This is a genomic window from Bacillus sp. NTK074B, from assembly GCF_017303375.1.
Lineage (GTDB): Bacteria > Bacillota > Bacilli > Bacillales > Bacillaceae_B > Rossellomorea.
In genome coordinates this window covers 231,433-251,233 of sequence record NZ_JAFKOH010000001.1, presented here as the reverse complement: position 1 = coordinate 251,233, position 19,801 = coordinate 231,433, and the positions used below count along the sequence as shown (strand labels likewise).

Annotated in this window: 23 protein-coding genes; 18 read left to right on the top strand and 5 right to left on the bottom strand. The window is 41.2% G+C overall.

All coding sequences use genetic code 11. The features are described from left to right. Positions 1–195 precede the first annotated feature (195 nt). From JI667_RS01395 to JI667_RS01365, 7 genes are all read left to right on the top strand, one after another. Positions 196–1,260 (top strand): helix-turn-helix domain-containing protein, encoded by a 1,065-nt coding sequence (locus JI667_RS01395; RefSeq protein WP_206849438.1) that lies wholly within the window; start codon positions 196–198, stop codon positions 1,258–1,260. Beyond that, positions 1,238–2,710 carry a RecQ family ATP-dependent DNA helicase gene (locus JI667_RS01390; protein ID WP_206849436.1) on the top strand — a complete coding sequence of 491 codons (1,473 nt, stop codon included), beginning with the start codon at positions 1,238–1,240 and terminating at the stop codon, positions 2,708–2,710. The genes JI667_RS01395 and JI667_RS01390 overlap by 23 nt, the downstream gene beginning before the upstream one ends. Positions 2,711–2,719: 9 nt before the next feature. Then, positions 2,720–3,319 (top strand): CPBP family intramembrane glutamic endopeptidase, encoded by a 600-nt coding sequence (locus tag JI667_RS01385; protein ID WP_206849434.1) that lies wholly within the window; start codon positions 2,720–2,722, stop codon positions 3,317–3,319. Continuing rightward, entirely contained in the window at positions 3,312–3,980 is a 669-nt protein-coding gene (locus JI667_RS01380; RefSeq protein WP_206849432.1) for a LysM peptidoglycan-binding domain-containing protein, read from the top strand. Before JI667_RS01385 ends, JI667_RS01380 begins: the two co-directional genes overlap by 8 nt. Before the next feature lie 151 nt (positions 3,981–4,131). Further along, positions 4,132–4,659, top strand: a complete 528-nt coding sequence (locus tag JI667_RS01375; RefSeq protein ID WP_211201152.1) for a phosphatase PAP2 family protein — start codon at positions 4,132–4,134, stop codon at positions 4,657–4,659. Positions 4,660–4,710: 51 nt separating this feature from the next. Continuing rightward, positions 4,711–5,856, top strand: coding sequence for a glycosyltransferase family 4 protein (locus JI667_RS01370; protein WP_206849430.1), 1,146 nt, complete (start codon positions 4,711–4,713; stop codon positions 5,854–5,856). Between the two features lie 105 nt (positions 5,857–5,961). Continuing rightward, on the top strand, positions 5,962–6,417 hold the full coding sequence (locus JI667_RS01365; protein WP_206849428.1) for a DUF2663 family protein: 456 nt from the start codon (positions 5,962–5,964) through the stop codon (positions 6,415–6,417). Between the two features lie 78 nt (positions 6,418–6,495). On the opposite strand, the gene JI667_RS01360 is transcribed toward JI667_RS01365, so the two are convergent. From JI667_RS01360 to JI667_RS01350, 3 genes are read right to left on the bottom strand one after another with little or no spacing between them, the layout of a single operon-like run. Further along, a complete protein-coding gene (locus tag JI667_RS01360) occupies positions 6,496–7,065 on the bottom strand; it encodes a manganese catalase family protein (RefSeq protein ID WP_206849426.1) in 570 nt (189 codons plus the stop codon). Positions 7,066–7,088: 23 nt separating this feature from the next. Then, complete coding sequence (locus JI667_RS01355; RefSeq protein WP_173106616.1) at positions 7,089–7,349, bottom strand: spore coat protein CotJB; 261 nt, start codon at positions 7,347–7,349, stop codon at positions 7,089–7,091. 6 nt (positions 7,350–7,355) lie between these two features. Further along, positions 7,356–7,577 (bottom strand): spore coat associated protein CotJA, encoded by a 222-nt coding sequence (locus JI667_RS01350; RefSeq protein WP_206849415.1) that lies wholly within the window; start codon positions 7,575–7,577, stop codon positions 7,356–7,358. 151 nt (positions 7,578–7,728) lie between these two features. On the opposite strand from JI667_RS01350, the gene JI667_RS01345 reads away from it, so the two are divergent. From JI667_RS01345 to JI667_RS01315, 7 genes are all read left to right on the top strand, one after another. Beyond that, the gene (locus JI667_RS01345; RefSeq protein WP_206849413.1) at positions 7,729–8,364 is read left to right on the top strand and encodes an HPP family protein; all 636 of its coding nucleotides are present in this window, start codon (positions 7,729–7,731) and stop codon (positions 8,362–8,364) included. A 59-nt stretch (positions 8,365–8,423) separates the two neighbouring features. Continuing rightward, positions 8,424–8,807 carry a hypothetical protein gene (locus JI667_RS01340; RefSeq protein ID WP_206849404.1) on the top strand — a complete coding sequence of 128 codons (384 nt, stop codon included), beginning with the start codon at positions 8,424–8,426 and terminating at the stop codon, positions 8,805–8,807. Further along, entirely contained in the window at positions 8,800–9,567 is a 768-nt protein-coding gene (locus JI667_RS01335) for a metallophosphoesterase (RefSeq protein WP_206849399.1), read from the top strand. Before JI667_RS01340 ends, JI667_RS01335 begins: the two co-directional genes overlap by 8 nt. Before the next feature lie 92 nt (positions 9,568–9,659). Continuing rightward, positions 9,660–10,571 (top strand): MerR family transcriptional regulator, encoded by a 912-nt coding sequence (locus JI667_RS01330; RefSeq protein WP_206849397.1) that lies wholly within the window; start codon positions 9,660–9,662, stop codon positions 10,569–10,571. Positions 10,572–10,642: 71 nt separating this feature from the next. Next, entirely contained in the window at positions 10,643–11,227 is a 585-nt protein-coding gene (locus tag JI667_RS01325; RefSeq protein ID WP_206849395.1) for an adaptor protein MecA, read from the top strand. Positions 11,228–11,893: 666 nt separating this feature from the next. Then, positions 11,894–13,171: a Glu/Leu/Phe/Val family dehydrogenase gene (locus JI667_RS01320; protein ID WP_206849384.1), complete on the top strand. Its 1,278-nt coding sequence runs from the start codon at positions 11,894–11,896 to the stop codon at positions 13,169–13,171. Between the two features lie 227 nt (positions 13,172–13,398). Then, positions 13,399–14,367 (top strand): YpdA family putative bacillithiol disulfide reductase, encoded by a 969-nt coding sequence (locus JI667_RS01315; RefSeq protein WP_206849380.1) that lies wholly within the window; start codon positions 13,399–13,401, stop codon positions 14,365–14,367. Between the two features lie 47 nt (positions 14,368–14,414). Here JI667_RS01315 and JI667_RS01310 read toward each other — a convergent pair whose 3' ends face one another. Further along, positions 14,415–15,389 carry an asparaginase gene (locus tag JI667_RS01310; RefSeq protein ID WP_206849378.1) on the bottom strand — a complete coding sequence of 325 codons (975 nt, stop codon included), beginning with the start codon at positions 15,387–15,389 and terminating at the stop codon, positions 14,415–14,417. Positions 15,390–15,479: 90 nt separating this feature from the next. Here JI667_RS01310 and prsW point away from each other — a divergent pair, with 90 nt between their 5' ends. After that, complete coding sequence (gene prsW / locus JI667_RS01305; RefSeq protein WP_206849376.1) at positions 15,480–16,163, top strand: glutamic-type intramembrane protease PrsW; 684 nt, start codon at positions 15,480–15,482, stop codon at positions 16,161–16,163. Between the two features lie 32 nt (positions 16,164–16,195). Here prsW and JI667_RS01300 read toward each other — a convergent pair whose 3' ends face one another. Beyond that, positions 16,196–16,540 (bottom strand): hypothetical protein, encoded by a 345-nt coding sequence (locus JI667_RS01300; protein WP_206850486.1) that lies wholly within the window; start codon positions 16,538–16,540, stop codon positions 16,196–16,198. Positions 16,541–16,796: 256 nt separating this feature from the next. Here JI667_RS01300 and sleB point away from each other — a divergent pair, with 256 nt between their 5' ends. The 3 genes from sleB (at position 16,797) to JI667_RS01285 (ending at position 19,771) form a co-directional block, all read left to right on the top strand. Then, positions 16,797–17,618, top strand: coding sequence for a spore cortex-lytic enzyme (sleB, locus tag JI667_RS01295; protein WP_244668176.1), 822 nt, complete (start codon positions 16,797–16,799; stop codon positions 17,616–17,618). 14 nt (positions 17,619–17,632) lie between these two features. Beyond that, the gene (gene ypeB, locus JI667_RS01290; RefSeq protein ID WP_206849357.1) at positions 17,633–18,979 is read left to right on the top strand and encodes a germination protein YpeB; all 1,347 of its coding nucleotides are present in this window, start codon (positions 17,633–17,635) and stop codon (positions 18,977–18,979) included. Positions 18,980–19,072: 93 nt separating this feature from the next. After that, positions 19,073–19,771 (top strand): flagellar brake protein, encoded by a 699-nt coding sequence (locus JI667_RS01285; protein ID WP_244668162.1) that lies wholly within the window; start codon positions 19,073–19,075, stop codon positions 19,769–19,771. The last annotated feature ends 30 nt before the right edge of the window (positions 19,772–19,801 follow it).

The following is a 19,801-nucleotide window of genomic DNA, read 5'->3' as shown; positions in this document are numbered from 1 at the left end:
TATATAATTCATCATTATACACAATGTCAATTTGTGAAAATCACTTAATGTTTATTTTATAGAGGATTGAACGACTTTTCAATAGTTAGGTGCTCTCTTTTTATTTTTATCCTATATAAGAAAAACAAAACATGGTGAAAAGCCAAATTCATGGTACAATATTTGACAATAACCTACATATTAAGGAGTAGAGAATTGACCTATCTTAATTATGTGATTCTATATTGTTTTATGCAAATCAATGGGGAACGCTCGATTTACTCTGTGTACCATATCGTAAAAGGGAAGAAGTCTTCCCAATCCATTCAGGATGCACATATCTTTCATCTACAGCCATTTTTTCTATCGCTGCCAAAGTTGAAACGATCATATTTCAATCAGAAGGTAAAGGAGCTTGAGAACGCCGGGTGTATTACTCTTGGGGAGAGTGATAATGCCTCCGTGACAGAAAAAGGGTTAAAAGACGTAAGAGAACATTTTCAGGCTGATCAATTTCCTTCGGATATGAACGGGCTCCTCTATGGTGATCAAACCCGCCTGTTTTGGATGAGACTAAGCCTTCTTGTACAAGTACTCTCCAATGGAAAGAGGCTTGAAACCGTTTATTTCCCTGTTCAGCGGAACAGGATAATCCAGGAGTGGGTCAAGAATTGTATCAGGACCAATCCTAATAAAGATAATCTTTCAAGTGTACTTTTTAACGAGCTCTCAATCATCCTGAATAGCCAAGAGAGTGATCCATCCATATTAGTATACCGTCTGACGGGATATAAAGACTACGGGTGGACTGAATTGCAGGTGGCAGACATGCTGGAAATGGATAAAGAAGAATTTCGCTTTAAATTCCTTAACCTGCTTCATCGTATGCTGGCGGAAATAGAAAGTGACCCATCAAAATACCCTTTATTATATTCCATCAGTTTAAAAAATGATTCTGGACAAAACCTGACGATATCAACGAGTAAGACCTACGATTTGTATAAAAGGGGACATTCCCTTGAAGAAATTTCGCGAATTCGAAAATTGAAGCAGAACACCATAGAGGATCATGTCATCGAATTGATCCTTACACAAGAAGAGTTGGTCATAGACCCATTCATTACCCGGGAAGATTATGTTAAAGTCCTGGATGTGATGAAAAAAGAAAAAACAAAAAGACTGAAGTCCATTAAAGAAAAGCTCCCTCAATTGACCTATTTTCAAATCCGGGTGGCGATTGCGAAGGCAGGTGAGACACGTGAATCTACAACTAGAACTTAAAAAAAGATTTGGTTATTCTTCTTTTAGAGAAGGGCAGGAAGATATCATCCGTTCCGTATTAAATCAACGCGATACGGTAGCTATGCTTCCAACGGGCACAGGAAAGTCTTTGTGTTATCAATTGCCAGGCTACCTGATGGAGGGGCATGTATTAATTATCTCTCCATTACTCTCCTTGATGCAGGATCAAGTGGAACAGATGAAAGTGAGGGGGGAGAAGCGGGTCATCGCACTGAACTCGTTCCTGCCATTTGCTGAAAGAAAAGCAGCATTGGAACAGTTGCACAGATATAAGTTCATTTTCATTTCTCCTGAGATGTTGATGAACACGAGTGTGATACCTTCCCTCATGACATTAAACATTGAACTATACGTAATTGATGAAGCTCATTGCATATCCCAATGGGGACCTGATTTCAGGCCCGATTATCTTAAACTTGGTGAGCTGAAAGAAAAGATCGGGAATCCTACCACCCTGGCATTGACGGCGACGGCTACGGAGGAAGTCAGGGAAGATATTCAAGAAGTCCTTCAAATGGTGCATGCAGTTGAAATGGTCTATTCAGTCGATCGTGAAAACATTGGATTATTTGTCCAGAAGGTATCCGGTCAAAGCGACAAATTGAATAGCCTGTTGGAATATGTGTTAGCCTGGGGTGGTCCGGGGATTGTCTACTTCTCGAGTAAACGAATGGCTGAAGATGTTGCACTCTGGCTGTCCGAGAACGGAGTGTCAGGTGTTGCCCACTATCATGGGGGCATGGAACAAGAGGAACGGATCCTTATTCAGCAACAATTCCTTTCGGGGAAGCTGAGAATGATATGTGCTACCTCTGCTTTTGGGATGGGGGTAAATAAAGAAGATATCCGGTTTGTGATTCACTTTCATTTCCCATCAAGCATAGAAGCATTTCTACAGGAAATTGGGAGGGCAGGCCGTGATGGCAAGAATAGTGTGTCTGTCGTTCTTTACTCTGAACAGGATTTCTCTCTGCCATTGCAGCTCATTCAAAGCGAGTTACCTGAGAATGATCAAATTCATGGTTTCATTGAAGGATGGACCAAGGGACGTACAAAAGACTTAATCGATCAGCTGCAATTGACCGATGTGCAGTACCGGTTTCTAACTTATTATACAGAAGAGCTGACCGGGGGCCGAAGTCTTAACCAAGATAGATTACTAGATAAAGTGAAACAAATACGGAACAATCGTTTACAATACAAAAAGGAGAAACTTAACACCATGGTCCACTGGCTGAAGGGTGGGACATGCAGAAGACAGAAGCTCCTCCATTATTTCAATGAAAGACATGTGGAGGAGAATCCATTCTGCTGTGATGTATGCGGATATTCACCCAATGAGTTTAAGGTTGAATATTTCACGGGGGATTCACCAGATCAGGAACCTGCCAATTGGAAAAAAAGGTTAGAAAAATTACTATTAGGATAAGTGGTACCGATGCAGAAACAAGGGGAAATCATTCAACAACTTACAAAGAAGCAATTAACCTTCCATTTGTATTTTACTCAATTTTTACTATTAACGATTGCATGCGTTTTAGGTATATTTTTATTTGACTCAGAGTCGGGTTTCTGGGGGCAATTCCACATTTCCTGGAACATCTTAACGGTGGGGATGTCAAGTGGCTTACTGATTGTCTTGATTGATATCTTTCTAATGAAGGTGTTACCTGCGAAATATTATGATGATGGTGGGGTGAACGCCCAAATCTTCACGAATAGAAGTATGGGAGAGATTGCCCTTTTAGCTTTTTTCATTAGTGTGAGTGAAGAGATATTATTCAGGGGTGTGCTCCAATATCATTTTGGTCTGATCATTTCAAGCATCATTTTCGCTCTTATACATTTCAGGTATTGGGCTCACTGGTTTCTTATCATCAATATTGTACTCCTAAGCTTTTGGATCGGTTTCATTTACGAAATCACAGAGAATGTATTGGTTACAATCATCATGCACTTTGTCATTGATTTTTTACTGGGATTGCATATGCGTAAGAATGGAAGACAAAGAAGTAAAGAAGGGATGTCTCATGAGTAAAGACCCATATAGAGATCAGGCAGCGAAACTGAAAAAAAGAATTGAAAAAGTCCCTGAAGAACGACCAGTCAAAAAAAGGGAGCCCCTTCCCCCGAGAAGTGAGCTCCATAGAGAGAAACAAATAAAGAAAACTTGGAAAATGAAACATCCATTGATCAGCATGCTGCTCTTGTTTTTTATTTTTATGCCACTGACTGTATTTAGCATATACTCTTTTTTTGATAACAGAAATGGTCCACTAGTCGTCTTGTCAGAAGATGCAGATGATGTGGTTGAAGTCAGATATGATCAATCTGATAGCAATCAAGAAGAGAGTGAAGAAGTTGTGAATACTAAAGAAGAGGGGACGTCTGATAAAACGGACCTGAAAGAATCAACAGAAAAATCCGATACTGCTAACGGCACAAATCAACCGGCTTCACCTCCAAAAGCTAAAGAAAATGTTAAAAAAGAGCCAAAAGAAGAACCAAAAGAAGAGATAAAAGAACAACCAGAGGTCAAGATTGTATACCACACGGTTAAACCTCAGGAAACACTCTTTCGAATTGCAATGAATTACTACAATTCACCATCAGGCGTCGACCGCATCAAAGAATGGAATAAGATTCAGGACAATGAAATTCAGACAGGACAAGTGTTGGAAATTCCGTTAGATCACTAATAGCCTCCATCCCCTTGTATTTGGGGTGGGGGTTTTTTATTTACATTTCTTTGCAACATCTTTCTATAAAATTTACATTCCATTAAGAGAGGGAATACAAATTGAAAATATACTAAAGATGACAGTATTAGTACAGGAAAGAGGAGTTGATATGGTGGACAGAATGTTGACGCGCTTTCGGCAGGCCGATGATAAGTTATTTTACAGAATCAATGCTAGTAAAGAACTGTATCGATCATTATTTGGGTATGTGACACATCTGGGGGGAGCCAGGCTCACAATAAGTACCATCCTCATCCTGTTTATCCTTTGTCAGTATTATACAGGGATCAAGCATACGGTCTTCATTGCGATGACCTCCCTTGTCGTAAGTCATATCCTGATGACCTTTGTGAAAAAAGGAGTTAAACGAATTCGTCCATATATGACCTTACCAGATGCAGTCATTCACGGATATGAATTCAAAGATCACTCTTTTCCGTCTGGTCATTCCACGGCCATTTTTTCACTCACGATCCCGTTTATGATCCATTATCCGATTACCATGCTTGTTCTATTTCCTTTAAGCTGGCTTGTAGGGTATTCACGAGTCGTCCTTGGGGTGCACTACCCCTCAGATGTATTAGCAGGGGCATTCCTTGCATGCGCAACGACTATGTTTGTGATGCTGTTTTATTAGATGACGATATGAATGTGCTAAATTCAACGCCATATAAAGGGGGAGTTGTACATGAGAGTGGCCCTTTTTTCTGATACGTATCATCCTCAAGTAAACGGAGTGGCAAGGACATTAAAAAGATTGACGGATCATTATGAGAAAAGAAGGATTGAATACAAAGTATTTGTTCCGGATCTTCAGGATCATAAACCATCGTATCCCAATGTACACTCATTCACGAGCTTTCCCTTTTTTCTCTATCCTGAATGCAGGACCGCCATTGCAAATCCAAAGACCATCGTAAAACAGCTGAAAGATTTTTCCCCATCTCTGATTCATGTCACAACCCCTCTTACAATGGGGCTTTACGGGATACGCGGAGCAAAGAAAATGGAGATCCCCTTGGTCGCCTCCTATCACACCCATTTTGACATGTACTTGAATTATTACAGGATGATGTGGGCTTCACCGTTGCTTTGGAAATATATGAAGTGGTTCTATTCACAAGCTGATCGAATTTTTGTGCCTTCACAAGAAACGAAGCAGCATCTTGCAGATCAAGGCTTTACTGATTTGTCAATATGGGGCAGGGGGGTCGATTGTTCTGCCTATACACCGGAGAAGCGAAATGATTCTTTAAGGAAAAAATATAAGATTGAAAAGAAATATATCCTGTTATATGTAGGGAGATTGGCTCCTGAGAAAGATTTAGACACTTTGGAGAAAACGATAAAATACCTTCCCCAGGAAGTGAAGGATCAGGTTCAATGGCTTATCGTAGGAGATGGGCCCATGAAGAAAGAACTGATGGAAAAGACAAGAGAGGAAGATGTCATCTTCACAGGCTATGCCACAGGGGATGAATTAGCGGAAATGTATGCTTCATCCGATTTATTTGTCTTCCCTTCTGCTTCAGAGACTTTCGGTAATGTCATATTGGAAGCCTTTGCATCTGGCTTGCCGGCGATAGTGGCCGATAAGGGGGGGGTGACGAACATCGTGGAGCACAACCAGACTGGTAGAATAGCAGAAGCTCACCGGTATCAGTCGTTCATCCATCATATTATCGAAATGTTGAATGAAGACCGTTTTACGTACATGAAACGAAAAGCATTACAAATGGCAGAAAAGCAATCCTGGGATGTTATATTTGATGGACTTCTTAAAGAATTCAGGGAAGTGTGCGACTCCCGCAGTGAGAATCAGCTATTTGGGTGATAGCAGGTGAATGGAGGATCCTCTTTAAGAGGGCCTTTTTTTATGAGCTGATTCTATCTTTACGGACAAGCTCATACACTATAGGGAGGAAAGGGGAGGATAGGGATGGAGCGTTCAGACAAGGAGTTTGGTGAGTGGACGGATCAAGCGACGGAACAGATGTTACATAACCTGATTGATAAAAAACGAAAATTCGATAAAGCGAAGAAGGAGCATCTCTACACTTTGTGGGGAACATTATTTGCATCATTCTTTTTTCTGTATTATATGACGAAATTTGTACTGAGTCCCTACTCTAATTCGTTTGCCGCAATGTTTTCCGTCTTTGTCTCGAATTCGTTGCACCTGATCATGACACTTATACTGGTTGTCCTATTTGGTGCAACCAAAATATTATTTGAAAAAAAGGAAAAAAAGGAAAAAGAATTTCATGATTTAAGATGTGAAGTCATCGATCGCAGTAAAGATTTATGGAAGGAGGAAGCATGGAAAAAAAGGCATCATGTATATGATAAATTGAAAAAAGAATGGGACATTAATCTGTTTCATGGGAGCAAGTAAGCGGACCTTGAATACAGGGGGAGGAAGTGTAAAGGGTCTGGCCCATCACATTTGTCATGAGCCAAAAAAATCGATGAATCAAAAGAAAATCTTTTTATCTCTTTCTTCCTTAAGTATTTCAACAGCTTCCCTGAAACGCTGGGAATGGATGATCTCCCTCTCCCTTAAAAAGCGCAGTCCGTCATTCAGATCCGGATCATCACTCATATTGATGATCCACTGATACGTAGCCCTTGCTTTCTCCTCTGCGGCGATGTCTTCATATAAATCTGCGATGGGATCGCCTTTAGCCGCAATATAAGCGGTGGTAAACGGAACGCCTGCCGCATTCTGATAAAAAATGGCTCCATCATGATTAACATAATGGGGATCAAGTCCCGCTTCTTTCATCTGCTCAGGTGTGGCATCTTTGATTAATTTATAAACCATCGTTGCAATCATTTCCAGATGAGCAAATTCTTCTGTTCCGATATCTGTTAATAATCCAATCACCTTATCAGGGATTGAATAGCGTTGGTTGAGATACCTGAGAGCAGCGGCAAGCTCTCCATCTGCCCCTCCATACTGTTCGATTAGAAATTTTGCCAATTTAGGATTGCAAGTACTTACCCTGACAGGGTATTGAAGCTTCTTTTCATAAACCCACATAGTCCCGAACCTCCTCTAGTTCATTAAACCTGCCATGGCCAAGGCGCATCCTTCCAATCCCAAGGATAATTGGAGTAGCTGTACCCATAATGGGTCAGGGGGCCAAATTCTTTTTCGAATTTCTTTTTTATCTGTTTTCTCGTCTTTATATACATATTGTATTGGGAAATCGCTTCGTAATCTTCCGGATGTGTATCCAGATAAAGTGTGAGGTCCACGATGACAAAGTCGACGGCCTGCAATTCTTCTAGCACCTCGTAGTAATGGGGAGGAAGCTGTTTCATATTGGGTTACTCTCCCTTCGTTTTTTCATAGGGACTGTAGTAAGGGTCATAAAACACTTTCCAAAGGGTCCCTTTTTGCAGGGCTTCCTTCGGGGAATATTGTTCTAAGTTCGGTGGCTGGAACCCGAGGTAAAGGTTAGGTGGAGTCGAATATACCTTTCGTGTAATCGGTTTACACGGATCGAATGGACTTACATACGGATAATATGCTTTATAATATTCCTGCATGATCATGCCTCCTTTAAACAAAATCCTTCGTAACAACATATGAACGGGGGTTGGGGAACATGTTAATTTATTTTAATTCATAATGATGCAGGATAATACGCTGGAAATGTTGAATACATAAGGGGTAGGATATAAATGATGAGGTGGTCAAATGTTTGTTAAAAATGCGATGATACCAAAACACAAATGCTATGTGGTAGACGAAAATGATTCCCTGGAAAAGACGCTGACGGTTCTTGAGCATCATAAAATTGACGGGGTTCCGGTCCTTTTAAATGATCAGTTTAAAGGTGTGGCGACCCGGTACAATATTTATCAGGCCTTCTTTCAATCAGGTATGGAAAAGGAAGCCTTTCTCAAGGAGAAAAAAGCACGGGATATTATCACAAATTCGGACAAATACATTACAGACAAGGATGTATTTGAAAATGCATTAATAGAATTAAAGGATTCACCGATCCTCCCTGTGGTCGGTGACAACCATTTATTCCTTGGTCTCATTACCCGATTCGATGTTCTGGATCAATTTAGAAGTGCATTCGGAATGGATCAAAAAGGAGTGCGCATCGCCTTCTCTTCCGTAGAAACCGAAGGACGGATCGCTCGCCTGGGCGACATCATTCAGCAATACTCTGAATCGGTCATTTCCCTTGTGACCTTTGATGAAACTGATAAATTACTTCGACGCATTGTTCTTAAAGTGGAAAAGAAGGACAATATGGAGAAATTCCTTAATAAACTCGAGAAATCAGGATTCCGCATCCTCGATATCCACGAAGACCAATAAGTGAAGAAAATCCTGTATGAAAAAAAATCCTTCTCATAAGATTTATGGGAGGGATTTTTTTGATCAATCTTTTTGTGAAACTGATCATCTCGTTTGTATTCGGGTATCTATTCATTACATGGTTTCCTGTGACAGAACGCTTGACTGAATCAGAGTTCATCGTTGAGATGGTGCTTAACCCGATTCAGTTTTTCGCTGCTTCCATCGCCCTGATGATCGGCCTTTTGGTACAGGGGAATGTCTTGAAAGCTGAAATTCATTCCGTCATACAATTATGGAATGGAAGGCTACATAGAGAATTGATGATTATCCCATTTCATATCGGACTGATTTACGCATTGAGCGTTTACGGGGGCTGGCAAACGATGATTTTTTCCTGTTCAGCCCTTTTTTATGGTATTATTTCAATAGATTTTCGCCGTCAAGGAGGCCACAATGCTTGAATTATGTATCATTTTAATGGCAGGGGGAGTCATTCTCCTCTTAATTATGTTGTATGAAGCCCGTCGAAACGTGGTAAAAATTGAAGAGGTTAAGCTTCCGGGGTTGCCGGACGATATGCAGCCTGTCTCGATTTTTTTTATATCAGATATACATAACCGTGAAATTTCGGATGAAATTATTGAAGAAGTGAAGGGGAGAACGGATTTTGTCATCATCGGCGGGGATCTTTTGGAAAAGGGAGTCCCCTTTTCAAGGGTAGAGGGGAATCTGGATAAGCTACAGTCAGTAGGGAAGGTATACTTCGTATGGGGAAATAATGATTATGAAGTCAATTCCACAAGGCTAAAGAAAATATTTAATGAAAAGGGAATCATTGAAATCGTTAATACTTCAGTCAAGGTTCCCCTGCATAACGGTGTGATGAACTTGATAGGGGTAGATGATGCAAGTACTCAACGGGCAAATTATCCACTCGCCCTTGATCAGGTATCCCCAGATGAATTCAATGTATTAATCAGTCATGATCCAAGGCTTTTGAATCAGGTACGTAAGGAAGACGGAATCGATCTTATGATAAGCGGTCATACACATGGAGGCCAGATTCGACTGTTCGGATGGGGATTGTATAAAAAAGGGAGACTTGATAATCTCCCGGAGACCACCTTATTAGTGAGCAACGGTTACGGGACCACCGCCATTCCCCTGCGTTTGGGTGCACCGGCGGAAACACACTTGTTAATAATCAAAAATAATAAATGAACATTTGTTATTCATTACCTATACAAATTTTACACAAAGAGGTTTCTCGATTATAATTTCTAATAAGAAGAGAAATACTTGGGGGACTATTGATGAGCAATGAAAAAAAGTTAGAAGGAAAATATAATATAAAAGCTGTGTCTACCATTTTAGGTATTCAACCGGGTACTTTGAGGGCATGGGAGAGAAGGTATCAGATCATTGCCCCAGTCCGTAATGAATCGGGTCACCGCCTTTATACGGAACAGCATCTAAATATATTGAAATGGCTCGTTGAAAAGGTTGATCAGGGTTTTACCATCAGCCAGGCCGTAGCTTTACTGGATAAACAGGAGCTTGAAGAAAATGAGATTACTACCTCTGATCAAAAAGATCGCACTCAAACGATTTCTGATGACTTGTTAAAGGCATTATTAAGTTTTGATGAAACGAAAGCCCACGATTTGATCAATCAGTCTTTTTCTGTATATACAATAGATAAAGTCGTCATTGACATTCTCGGAAGCCTCCTCGTCAGAATCGGTGATCTATGGGAAAAAGGTGAAATCACGACGGCTCATGAGCATTTTGCAACATCTATTCTCAGGTCCAGAATCGGTATCATCATGCACTCTTTCCCGCATAACGGCATCTTACCTAAAGTAGTCGCGGTCTGTGGACCGGGGGAATGGCATGAATTGGGGTTGTTAATCTTCACCCTTTTCGTCAGGAGAAAAGGGTTTGAAGTCATCTATCTGGGATCAAGCATTAAAGAAAACGATATAGACATCGTGCTGGACGAAGTGAACCCAAAGTTTCTATTCTTCTCCTGCACCCTGCTTGAAAATGTAGACAATCTTCTATCTCTGGTCACTTCATTAAAAAATGAGCGGAGTGATCTGGTCATCGGTATGGGGGGATTCGCTGTAGACCATCTTCCGAAAGACTTAAAAAAAGAGTTTGTTGAACACATCGTAGGACAATCCAAATCCCAGTGGGAACAATGGCTCAAAAGTAAATTATAAGTGGAATATGCACTGTTTTCAGCCCCTTACATAGTATGATGATAAATCGTCACACTCTAGGGGGTACGAAGATGAAGCTCGAGAGAATTTCGGACAATAAAATAAAATTTTCCATTAGTGTAGAGGAATTGGAACAAAAAGGCTTGTTTGAACAAGACCAATGGAAAGATTCCTACATGTGGCATGATCTGTTTGAAGACATGTTAGATGAAGTTCAAGGGAAATTCGGCATTGAAACCCAAATGGAGATCACAGTGGAAATCGAATCATTCGATGACCATGAAATCTGTATGATTCTTACATTAGAATCAGAAGATGATTTTTCTGACTGGGAAGAAAGCACCGAATTGATGAAATCCATGAATGATCACGATGTGCTCGTTTATTTCGATGATTTCGATGATTTAATTGCCCTTCTAAAACGAATCAAGCAGATGGGAGAGGTGAACAATGCCCTTTTTCAATGCAGTATTTATTTCTATGAAAAAAAATACTATATCCTAATTGAGAATTTGCTTGAAGGAGACAGCTTCATCCTGGAAGCAATTTGCGCCGAATATGGTCTGCAAACGACGATTACAAAATATATTCTGTTGGAATACGGCCATGCAGTGCTGACTAGGGATTCCATCGACAAGATATTATATTATTTCTAACCTTGCACGCAGGTTAAGGCAATGCATCTTTACCCCCTTTTTTAATATAATAGCATCAAGGTTTTTGAGGAGTATCCTTTTTAGCACTTTCAGGCGATCCTGAGAGTGCTTTTTTCGTTTTTAGTGGGATTAATGGGGTGCGTGCAGATCGGTGGGGGAGATGAACGAACTGAATCCACCCTTTAATTAATTTAACAACCGTTCTTCAGTATTCGATCTTTTCACTATTGCACGAACCTTATCCTGCTTGTCGACCCAGGGCGAGCCCCCTTCCGCTTTTCTTGGTGTCCAGCTCCGGCGGCTAGAGGCTCGAGGTCATAAGTCAAACCAGCCAAAAAGGCAAAAAGCGCCTTTTCGGCTGGTTCGCCTTATGCTTGTCGCCTCTGGTCAAGCCGCCTCCGCTTTTCTTTTCCAGCTCCGGCGGCTAGAGGCTCGAGGTCATAAGTCAAACCAGCCAAAAAGGCAAAAGCGCCTTTTCGGCTGGTTCGCCTTATGCTTGTCGCCTCTGGTCAAGCCGCCTCCGCTTTTCTTTTATGACAGCGTTTTCAAAAAAATATTCTTTATTTAATTTTCCTTCTTTGCAAGAGGAAATCAAACGTGTATACTATGTCATGAAAGCGGGCACGGTTCCGCTAAACAGTGAAGGATACTGGGAGGTTTACATACATGGTAGCCGAAAAGGGGAAAGAAAATCACCAAGCATCAGAACAACATGATGTACTGAAATCTACACAAACGGTTATTCATCTTGCACTTGATAAATTAGGATACTCAGAAGAAGTTTATGAATTACTAAAAGAACCTATACGCATGTTAACGGTTAAGATACCTGTCCGCATGGACGATGGAAAAGTAAAGGTGTTTACGGGATACCGCGCGCAACACAATGATGCGGTCGGACCGACTAAGGGCGGGATACGCTTTCATCCGAATGTATCGGAAAAAGAAGTTAAAGCGCTTTCGATCTGGATGAGCCTTAAATGCGGAATTGTCGATCTACCATATGGGGGAGGTAAAGGCGGGATCATCTGTGATCCACGGGTTATGTCATTCAGGGAATTGGAAAGATTAAGCCGTGGATATGTCCGGGCCATCAGCCAGATTGTCGGGCCCTCCAAAGACATTCCTGCACCGGATGTATTCACAAACTCTCAAATCATGGCCTGGATGATGGATGAATACAGTCGGATTGATGAATACAATTCTCCTGGGTTTATCACGGGGAAGCCACTCGTTCTCGGGGGATCTCACGGCCGCGAAACAGCAACGGCCAAAGGAGTGACGATCTGCATCAACGAAGCTGCAAAGAAAAAGGGAATCAAACTGGAAGGTGCAAGGGTGGTCGTGCAAGGATTCGGGAATGCCGGAAGCTTCCTTGCCAAGTTTATGCATGAAGCCGGCGCGAAGGTGATTGGAATCTCTGATGCATATGGGGGCCTGCATGACGAGGAGGGATTGGATATCGATTACTTGTTAGACAGACGTGACAGCTTCGGGACGGTCACGAATCTATTTAATAATACGATTACCAATGAAGAACTCCTGGAACTTGATTGCGACATTCTTGTACCGGCAGCCATTGAAAATCAGATTACGGACAAGAATGCCCACAATATCCGTGCGAGCATCGTTGTCGAGGCAGCTAATGGTCCAACGACATTGGAAGCCACGAAAATCTTGACAGATAGGGGAATCCTTCTGGTTCCTGATGTATTAGCTTCGTCAGGTGGAGTGACGGTTTCATATTTCGAATGGGTTCAAAACAATCAAGGCTATTACTGGACTGAAGAAGAAGTGGAAGAAAAGCTCGAAAAAATCCTTGTAAATTCTTTTAATAATGTTTATGAAACGGCACAAACAAGAAGAGTGGATATGAGGCTTGCCGCTTATATGGTAGGGGTAAGGAAAATGGCTGAAGCCTGCCGATTCAGAGGGTGGATTTAAATATAAAGGAGAATGGGGTGCAGGGCATCCCATTCTTTTTTACATATCACATTCATTTCGACCGTAATAACTATAATATAAGTGAGGGGACCGGAAGAAACGAGTGTTCCTTTTTGACCTGAACGAAAAACTATTCCATAATAATTATGTATTGTACTTTTATTATAATCTGAAGCGTACGGACGGAAAAGACCATTCAGATAGAGGAATTGAAGGAGTGTCTGAATTTGAAAAAGGAAGAATGCATCATTGTAGGCGGAGGCCCATGCGGACTGTCTGCTGCCATTAGTTTGAAAGAAAAAGGGATCGATCCATTGATTATTGAAAAGGGAAACATCGTGAATGCGATCTACCACTATCCCACTCATCAAACGTTTTTTTCATCAAGTGAAAAACTTGAAATCGGAGATGTACCATTTGTCATTGAAGACCACAAGCCAAGAAGGAATCAGGCGTTGGTGTATTATCGTGAAGTGGCTAAGCGCAAAGACTTAAGAATCAACCGCTTCGAAACCGTTCGTGAAGTTGAGAAAAATGAGGGAGCTTTTACCGTCTCAACTTCCAAGGGGAAATACGAATGCAAAGCTGTTATCATCGCAACGGGTTACTATGATCATCCCAATTATATGGAGATCCCCGGAGAAAATTTGGAAAAAGTGTTTCATTATTTCAAAGAAGCACATCCATTTTTTGATACTGATGTGGCAGTTGTTGGAGGGAAAAACTCGGCAGTTGACGCAGCGCTTGAATTAAATAAAGCGGGGGCAAGGGTAACGGTGTTATATCGGGGGAGTGAATATTCCAAGAGCGTAAAACCCTGGATCCTCCCGAATTTTGATGCCCTGGTGAGAAATGGCGAAGTCACCATGGAATTTAATGCATGTGTAGAAGAGATTACGGATGACTCGGTTATTTACACCGTCGATGGGGAGAAGAAAGAAGTGGTTAATGACTTTGTCTTTGCTATGACGGGCTATCACCCTGATCACAGCTTCCTGACAAGGATGGGCATAGACATTGACAGGTCGTCAGGACGTCCTGCTTTTAATCCGGACACAATGGAAACGAATGTGGAAGGAGTTTATATTGCAGGTGTTATAGCAGCAGGGAATAATGCCAATGAAATATTTATTGAGAATGGCCGTCACCACGGTGGCCTGATTGCTGAATCCATTACGGGTAGAAGTAAAGATTAATCCCAAGAAAGAGGTCCTGATTAGGGACCTCTTTCTCTTTATTTTTTTCAGTTTTTAAAGATCATTTCTAATTCATTCATGTCCCTCGTCTGGGAAAGGGCAACCATTAATTTAATTCTAGCTTTTTGCCCATTGAGTCCATTGGAGAAAATAACACCTTTTTCCTTCAATTGTTTTCCTCCACCGGAGTACCCGTAAATATCCTGAACAATTCCGTTGAAGCATCTTGAAACCAATACGACGGGAATATTTGCTTCTACGAGTGCTTCAATGCCGTTCACCGTTTCAGGAGGAAGATTTCCCTGTCCAAGTGCTTCAATGATCACACCGTCGTATTGAAGATCCTTTATGGCTATCAGGAGACCCGAATCCATGCCGGCATATGCTTTAATGAGCGTTACCCTCTTTGAGATATCGCAGATCTGGTAATACTCATTGGAAGTGGGCTGGTGATGGAAGAGTACCCCCCTTTTGGTCACGATACCAATCGGTCCATATTGGGGGCTTTGAAAAGTGGATACGTTGCTTGTATGGGTTTTGGTTACATTTTTCGCTGAATGGATTTCATCATTCAGGACGACCAGTACCCCTTTATCCTTTGATTTGTCACTAGCTGCAACACGCACGGATGAAATCAGATTATATAAACCGTCCGCTCCAATTTCATTGCTTGACCTCATCGCCCCTGTTACAACAATCGAGATGGGAAGGGACAGGGTCAAGTCCAGGAAGTAGGCGGTTTCTTCCAGTGTATCTGTCCCATGGGTGATGACAACACCATGGAATGGGGTTTCCTTATATTTCGTTTCAATGATTTCTTTTAGTTTCTGCATATGCATTGGCGTAATATGTGGGGAAGGCAGGTGGAATGCCTCTTCCACTGTTAGATTCGCCAGGTTTGATACAATGGACGTCTGTACAGAAAGGGGGTTTTCCTTCCCCGTAGTGACGGCTCCCGTCTGTTCGTCTTCCATCATAGAGATGGTCCCGCCTGTATGTATGACTAAAATATCTTTCTTCATCACTCATTCCTCCAACCAATTAAATTCCTATTTCAAATCCTACATTAACATGATACGATTAAGAAAACCGAAAGAAAAGAGGACTTTTGTATGCTGGTGATTTTATCAGCGGGTATAGCACCAGGATTAGCATTGCTAAGTTACTTTTATTTACGGGATCAATACGAGGCGGAACCCATTACACTGGTGTTTAAAACGTTTATGTATGGTGCGATAATCACCTTTCCAATTATGTTTTTACAATATGTCCTGGAAGTCGAAGGAATCATTGACTCTAACTGGTCAACGGCTTTTATTTCCTCTGGTTTCCTCGAAGAATTCTTTAAATGGTTTATTTTGATGTTTGCAATCTTTCAGCATGTTGATTTCAATGAACCATATGATGGGATTGTGTACGGAGCGAGTGTATCACTCGGTTTCGCTACAGTGGAGAATATTTTATATTTGGTTGCCAATGGTGTTGAACATGCAATTGGAAGAGCTATACTGCCAGTTTCCAGTCATGCTCTTTTCGGTGTCATTATGGGGTATTATCTAGGAAAAGCCAAATTTTCTTCAAGTGAAGAACGGCTTAAATGGCTTTTTCTTGCCATATCGGTTCCGCTCCTGTTGCATGGTACCTACAACTATATCTTCCTGGCTGAGAAAAACTGGATCTATTATATGATTCCGTTTATGTTATTCTTGTGGTGGCTGGGGTTAAAGAAAGTGAAGAGTGCACATCAGCTTACTGAGAAGAAGTACAAAATGGAATTGAAGAAAGAAGTCATGTAAAGGCGCTCCCACCAGGAGCGCCTTTTCCTGTTTCATTTATATGCAGCGGCAAGATCGGTTTTAGGAGCTTCTTTCCGTTTTACTTCATCAATTTTATTTACAAACATTTGAAACACTTTTCTTTTTTCTTCCAGATCCCTTATGTATTCTTTCAGTTCGTTATACTTTTCTTCAAAAGGCTTATGATACATCTCCCTGATATTTTCAATGATTTCCTCATTCACCGTCGACTGTATGACCTGTTTTGTTATACCGTATTTGTAGGAGTAGACCTTCAATTCCTTCTTAACCTCTTCATAGTCCGTATTAATTTGATCCAGTACCTCTGAAATATCCTCTTTCCACTCTTCCAAAGACTTTGCTAAATAATCTTCCATCATGACCCTCCCATTATATTTTGACCTTCCCTTTTCACAGTATATCTTGGCTTGTTTACATGGGGTTTGCTTAGACATTACAGTGTGTTATCAAAGTGTTTCTTTTATTCGGAAACCTTATATCCTTTTCATATTTTTATCATTCCAATTGTATAAAATGGGAGTCTCTACAAAAACTAGAGTTAATGTTAATTGAAGATATGGAGGTTATAGCATTATGAATAGTCGTTTCAAATGGGTTTCTACTTCAGTCGTCATGGTGCTTATGTGTTCTCTCTTTATGATTTCTTCTGAGGGAGAGAAGGCGGACGCTTTTACAAACCAGGTAATTCAACAAGGCGCAACGGGTGAAGATGTTATTGAACTTCAATCCAGACTTCAATATATCGGATATTATAACGGTGATATTGATGGGGTTTTTGGATGGGGGACGTACTGGGCACTTAGAAACTTTCAGTACGAATTCGGCCTGAAAATCGATGGACTGGCAGGACAGACAACAAAAGAAAAGCTTGTAAAGGCGTCAAAGTATAATAAACAATTTGTGAAAAACCAAATCCAAAAAGGAAAAAAATTCAGTCATTATGGTGGAACGGACCTTAATAAACAAAAGGCTCCTGATGGAGGGGGGAAGAGTGGTGGAGGTACATCAACTCAACAAAATAAACCAGCACCAAAACCAGCACCTTCGAAACCAACGGCAACGAATACACCAAATGGATATTCTCAAAATGACATTCAATTGATCGCCAACGCCGTTTATGGGGAATCACGTGGAGAGCCCTACGAGGGTCAAGTGGCTGTAGCGGCAGTCATTCTTAATCGAATAGACAGTTCTGCGTTTCCTAATACTGTGGCAGGGGTCATCTTTGAACCTGGTGCGTTCACTGCGGTAGCAGATGGTCAAATATGGTTAACCCCTAATGAAAGAGCAAAAGAAGCAGTTTTAGATGCAATCAATGGGTGGGATCCTTCTTCAAGTGCTCTCTACTACTTTAATCCTGCGACGGCAACAAGCAAATGGATATGGTCGCGTCCACAAATCAAGAAAATAGGGAAACATATATTCTGTAACTAAAGAGGTGAATCGAAATGGTGCGTGTCATTCTAATTACGGTACTAGTACTCGGTGTTGCCGGAACCGCTTTCTGGGGGTACCAGGAACACCAGGAGAAAAATGCGATATTAATCAATGCGGAAAATAACTATCAAAGAGCATTTCACGAATTGACTTATCAGGTGGACCTGCTTCATGATCAAATCGGGTCTACACTTGCCATGAATTCCAGAAAATCATTATCCCCTGCCCTTGCAGATGTTTGGAGATTAACCTCACAAGCTCACAGCGACGTGGGACAGTTGCCTTTGACGCTGCTTCCATTCAATAAAACGGAAGAATTCTTAAGTAAAATCGGTGATTTCAGCTATCGCGTAGCTGTAAGGGACTTAGACAAGAATCCATTAACCGATAAAGAATATAAATCATTGGAAAACCTGTATGAACAAAGTGCCGATATACAAAATCAGTTACGTAAAGTCCAGCATCTTGTCATTGAAAACAACTTGCGATGGATGGATGTAGAAATGGCATTGGCATCAGGTGATGAACAGGCGGATAATACCATTATTGATGGTTTCAAAACCGTCGAAAAAAATGTTTCCGGATATGATGAAGCGAACTTTGGATCGACAACATTCGTAAACACGGAGAAAAAAGATCAGAATTTCAAAAAGTTAAAGGGAAAACAGATTTCAAAAGAGGAAGCCGTCAAAATCCTACGAAAATATTCCGGTATTCCTAAATCGAAGGATGCAAAAGTTTCGAAGAGCGGAAAAGGGTCAGATTACAAGTTCTTTAGCGTGTCCGTTGGTAATGGAAATACGGAAGCCAGCATGGATGTGACCCAAAAAGGCGGGTATCCAATTTGGTACATCAACAACCGTGAGATCAAAAAGCCAAAGATAAGCCTGAATAAGGCTGCAGAAGAGGCAAATGCGTTCTTAAAAGAAAATAACTTCCATAATATGGAGATGTTTGAGAGTGCACAATACGATAATATCGGTATTTTCACCTACGTGACGCTTTTGGACGGGGTAAGGATTTATCCAGATTCTCTAAAAATAAAAGTGGCCCTGGATAATGGACAAATTGTTGGATTTGCCGCAGAAGAATACTTAAAGAACAATCACGTGAGAGAAATACCTAAAGCGACTATAACCAAAGCTCAAGCGAAAGAAACGACGAATCCAAACCTGAAGATCATGGAAGAACGGCAAGCAGTGATCGTGAACGATTTGAACGAAGAAGTACTATGCTATGAATTCTTAGGAATGCTGGGGAAAGATACCTACAGAATATTCGTTAATGCGAAGACAGGCGAAGAAGAAAAAGTGGAAAGGCTCAAAAAGGCAGAGCCGATTTATGAAGAAGTGGTTTGATATTTTGAGGGACATAGCTCCGCAGCCGGAGCTATGTCCCTCTTCTGTGTTGGAAAATTCAGAATGAACAAAAAAGGGCTGGAAAGGAGGGGGATGGCATGCCATAATATAGATACAGAAAAAGGAAAGTGGGAATTTTGGACTATGATAAAGACAGGAACGACATTGCAGTTGGAACCTATACATAATGAAAATGTTGATCGATATAGATGCAGGGTCGTCGAGCTTTCTGAGGATGGGATTTATATTGATTATCCCATTCATACCAAGACAGAGAAAGCCATTTTTTTAATTGATGGTACACAGCTTAAAGCAAGCTTCACCATCAATGAGCAAACGGTCCTGATGTTTGAAACGGAAGTGATGGGTCGTAAATTATCCAAAATCCCGATGATTCATCTGCATTTCCCTGGGGACGATGGCCTAGTGAAGATCCAACGGCGACAATTTGTTAGAGTAGAGGCCAATACGGATATCTCCTTGAGGATTAATGACCAGTTTTATCCGACACTCACAGAAGACCTCAGTGCAGGGGGCTGTGCGGTGGTGGTGAGGAAGGGGATGGATGTGAAAAGTGGTACAAAGCTGTCTACTATTATCGTTCTGCCTATGCAAACCGGAGAGTGTCAGTATGTAGAGATCGAGGGCAGGGTGATCCGCGTCTGGAAGAAGGAGCATAAAGAGATTGCGAGCATTGAGTTTGTTCACTTGACTGAAAGTCAGAGACAACTCATTTTAAGATATTGCTTTGAAAAACAGCTCGATTTAAGAAAAAAAGGCTTGCTTGAATAAAATCCTCATAAGTACACATACTTTTTCTTA

Coding starts and splice junctions, on each gene's coding strand:
- JI667_RS01385 (WP_206849434.1), top strand. CDS start 2,720: ATGCAGAAACAAGGGGAAATCATTCAACAACTTACAAAGAAGCAATTA.
- JI667_RS01380 (WP_206849432.1), top strand. CDS start 3,312: ATGAGTAAAGACCCATATAGAGATCAGGCAGCGAAACTGAAAAAAAGA.
- JI667_RS01375 (WP_211201152.1), top strand. CDS start 4,132: ATGGTGGACAGAATGTTGACGCGCTTTCGGCAGGCCGATGATAAGTTA.
- JI667_RS01370 (WP_206849430.1), top strand. CDS start 4,711: ATGAGAGTGGCCCTTTTTTCTGATACGTATCATCCTCAAGTAAACGGA.
- JI667_RS01365 (WP_206849428.1), top strand. CDS start 5,962: ATGGAGCGTTCAGACAAGGAGTTTGGTGAGTGGACGGATCAAGCGACG.
- JI667_RS01360 (WP_206849426.1), bottom strand. CDS start 7,065: ATGTGGGTTTATGAAAAGAAGCTTCAATACCCTGTCAGGGTAAGTACT.
- JI667_RS01355 (WP_173106616.1), bottom strand. CDS start 7,349: ATGAAACAGCTTCCTCCCCATTACTACGAGGTGCTAGAAGAATTGCAG.
- JI667_RS01350 (WP_206849415.1), bottom strand. CDS start 7,577: ATGCAGGAATATTATAAAGCATATTATCCGTATGTAAGTCCATTCGAT.
- JI667_RS01345 (WP_206849413.1), top strand. CDS start 7,729: ATGTTTGTTAAAAATGCGATGATACCAAAACACAAATGCTATGTGGTA.
- JI667_RS01335 (WP_206849399.1), top strand. CDS start 8,800: ATGCTTGAATTATGTATCATTTTAATGGCAGGGGGAGTCATTCTCCTC.
- JI667_RS01330 (WP_206849397.1), top strand. CDS start 9,660: ATGAGCAATGAAAAAAAGTTAGAAGGAAAATATAATATAAAAGCTGTG.
- JI667_RS01325 (WP_206849395.1), top strand. CDS start 10,643: ATGAAGCTCGAGAGAATTTCGGACAATAAAATAAAATTTTCCATTAGT.
- JI667_RS01320 (WP_206849384.1), top strand. CDS start 11,894: ATGGTAGCCGAAAAGGGGAAAGAAAATCACCAAGCATCAGAACAACAT.
- JI667_RS01310 (WP_206849378.1), bottom strand. CDS start 15,389: ATGAAGAAAGATATTTTAGTCATACATACAGGCGGGACCATCTCTATG.
- prsW (WP_206849376.1), top strand. CDS start 15,480: ATGCTGGTGATTTTATCAGCGGGTATAGCACCAGGATTAGCATTGCTA.
- JI667_RS01300 (WP_206850486.1), bottom strand. CDS start 16,540: ATGGAAGATTATTTAGCAAAGTCTTTGGAAGAGTGGAAAGAGGATATT.
- sleB (WP_244668176.1), top strand. CDS start 16,797: ATGGTGCTTATGTGTTCTCTCTTTATGATTTCTTCTGAGGGAGAGAAG.
- ypeB (WP_206849357.1), top strand. CDS start 17,633: ATGGTGCGTGTCATTCTAATTACGGTACTAGTACTCGGTGTTGCCGGA.
- JI667_RS01285 (WP_244668162.1), top strand. CDS start 19,073: ATGGCATGCCATAATATAGATACAGAAAAAGGAAAGTGGGAATTTTGG.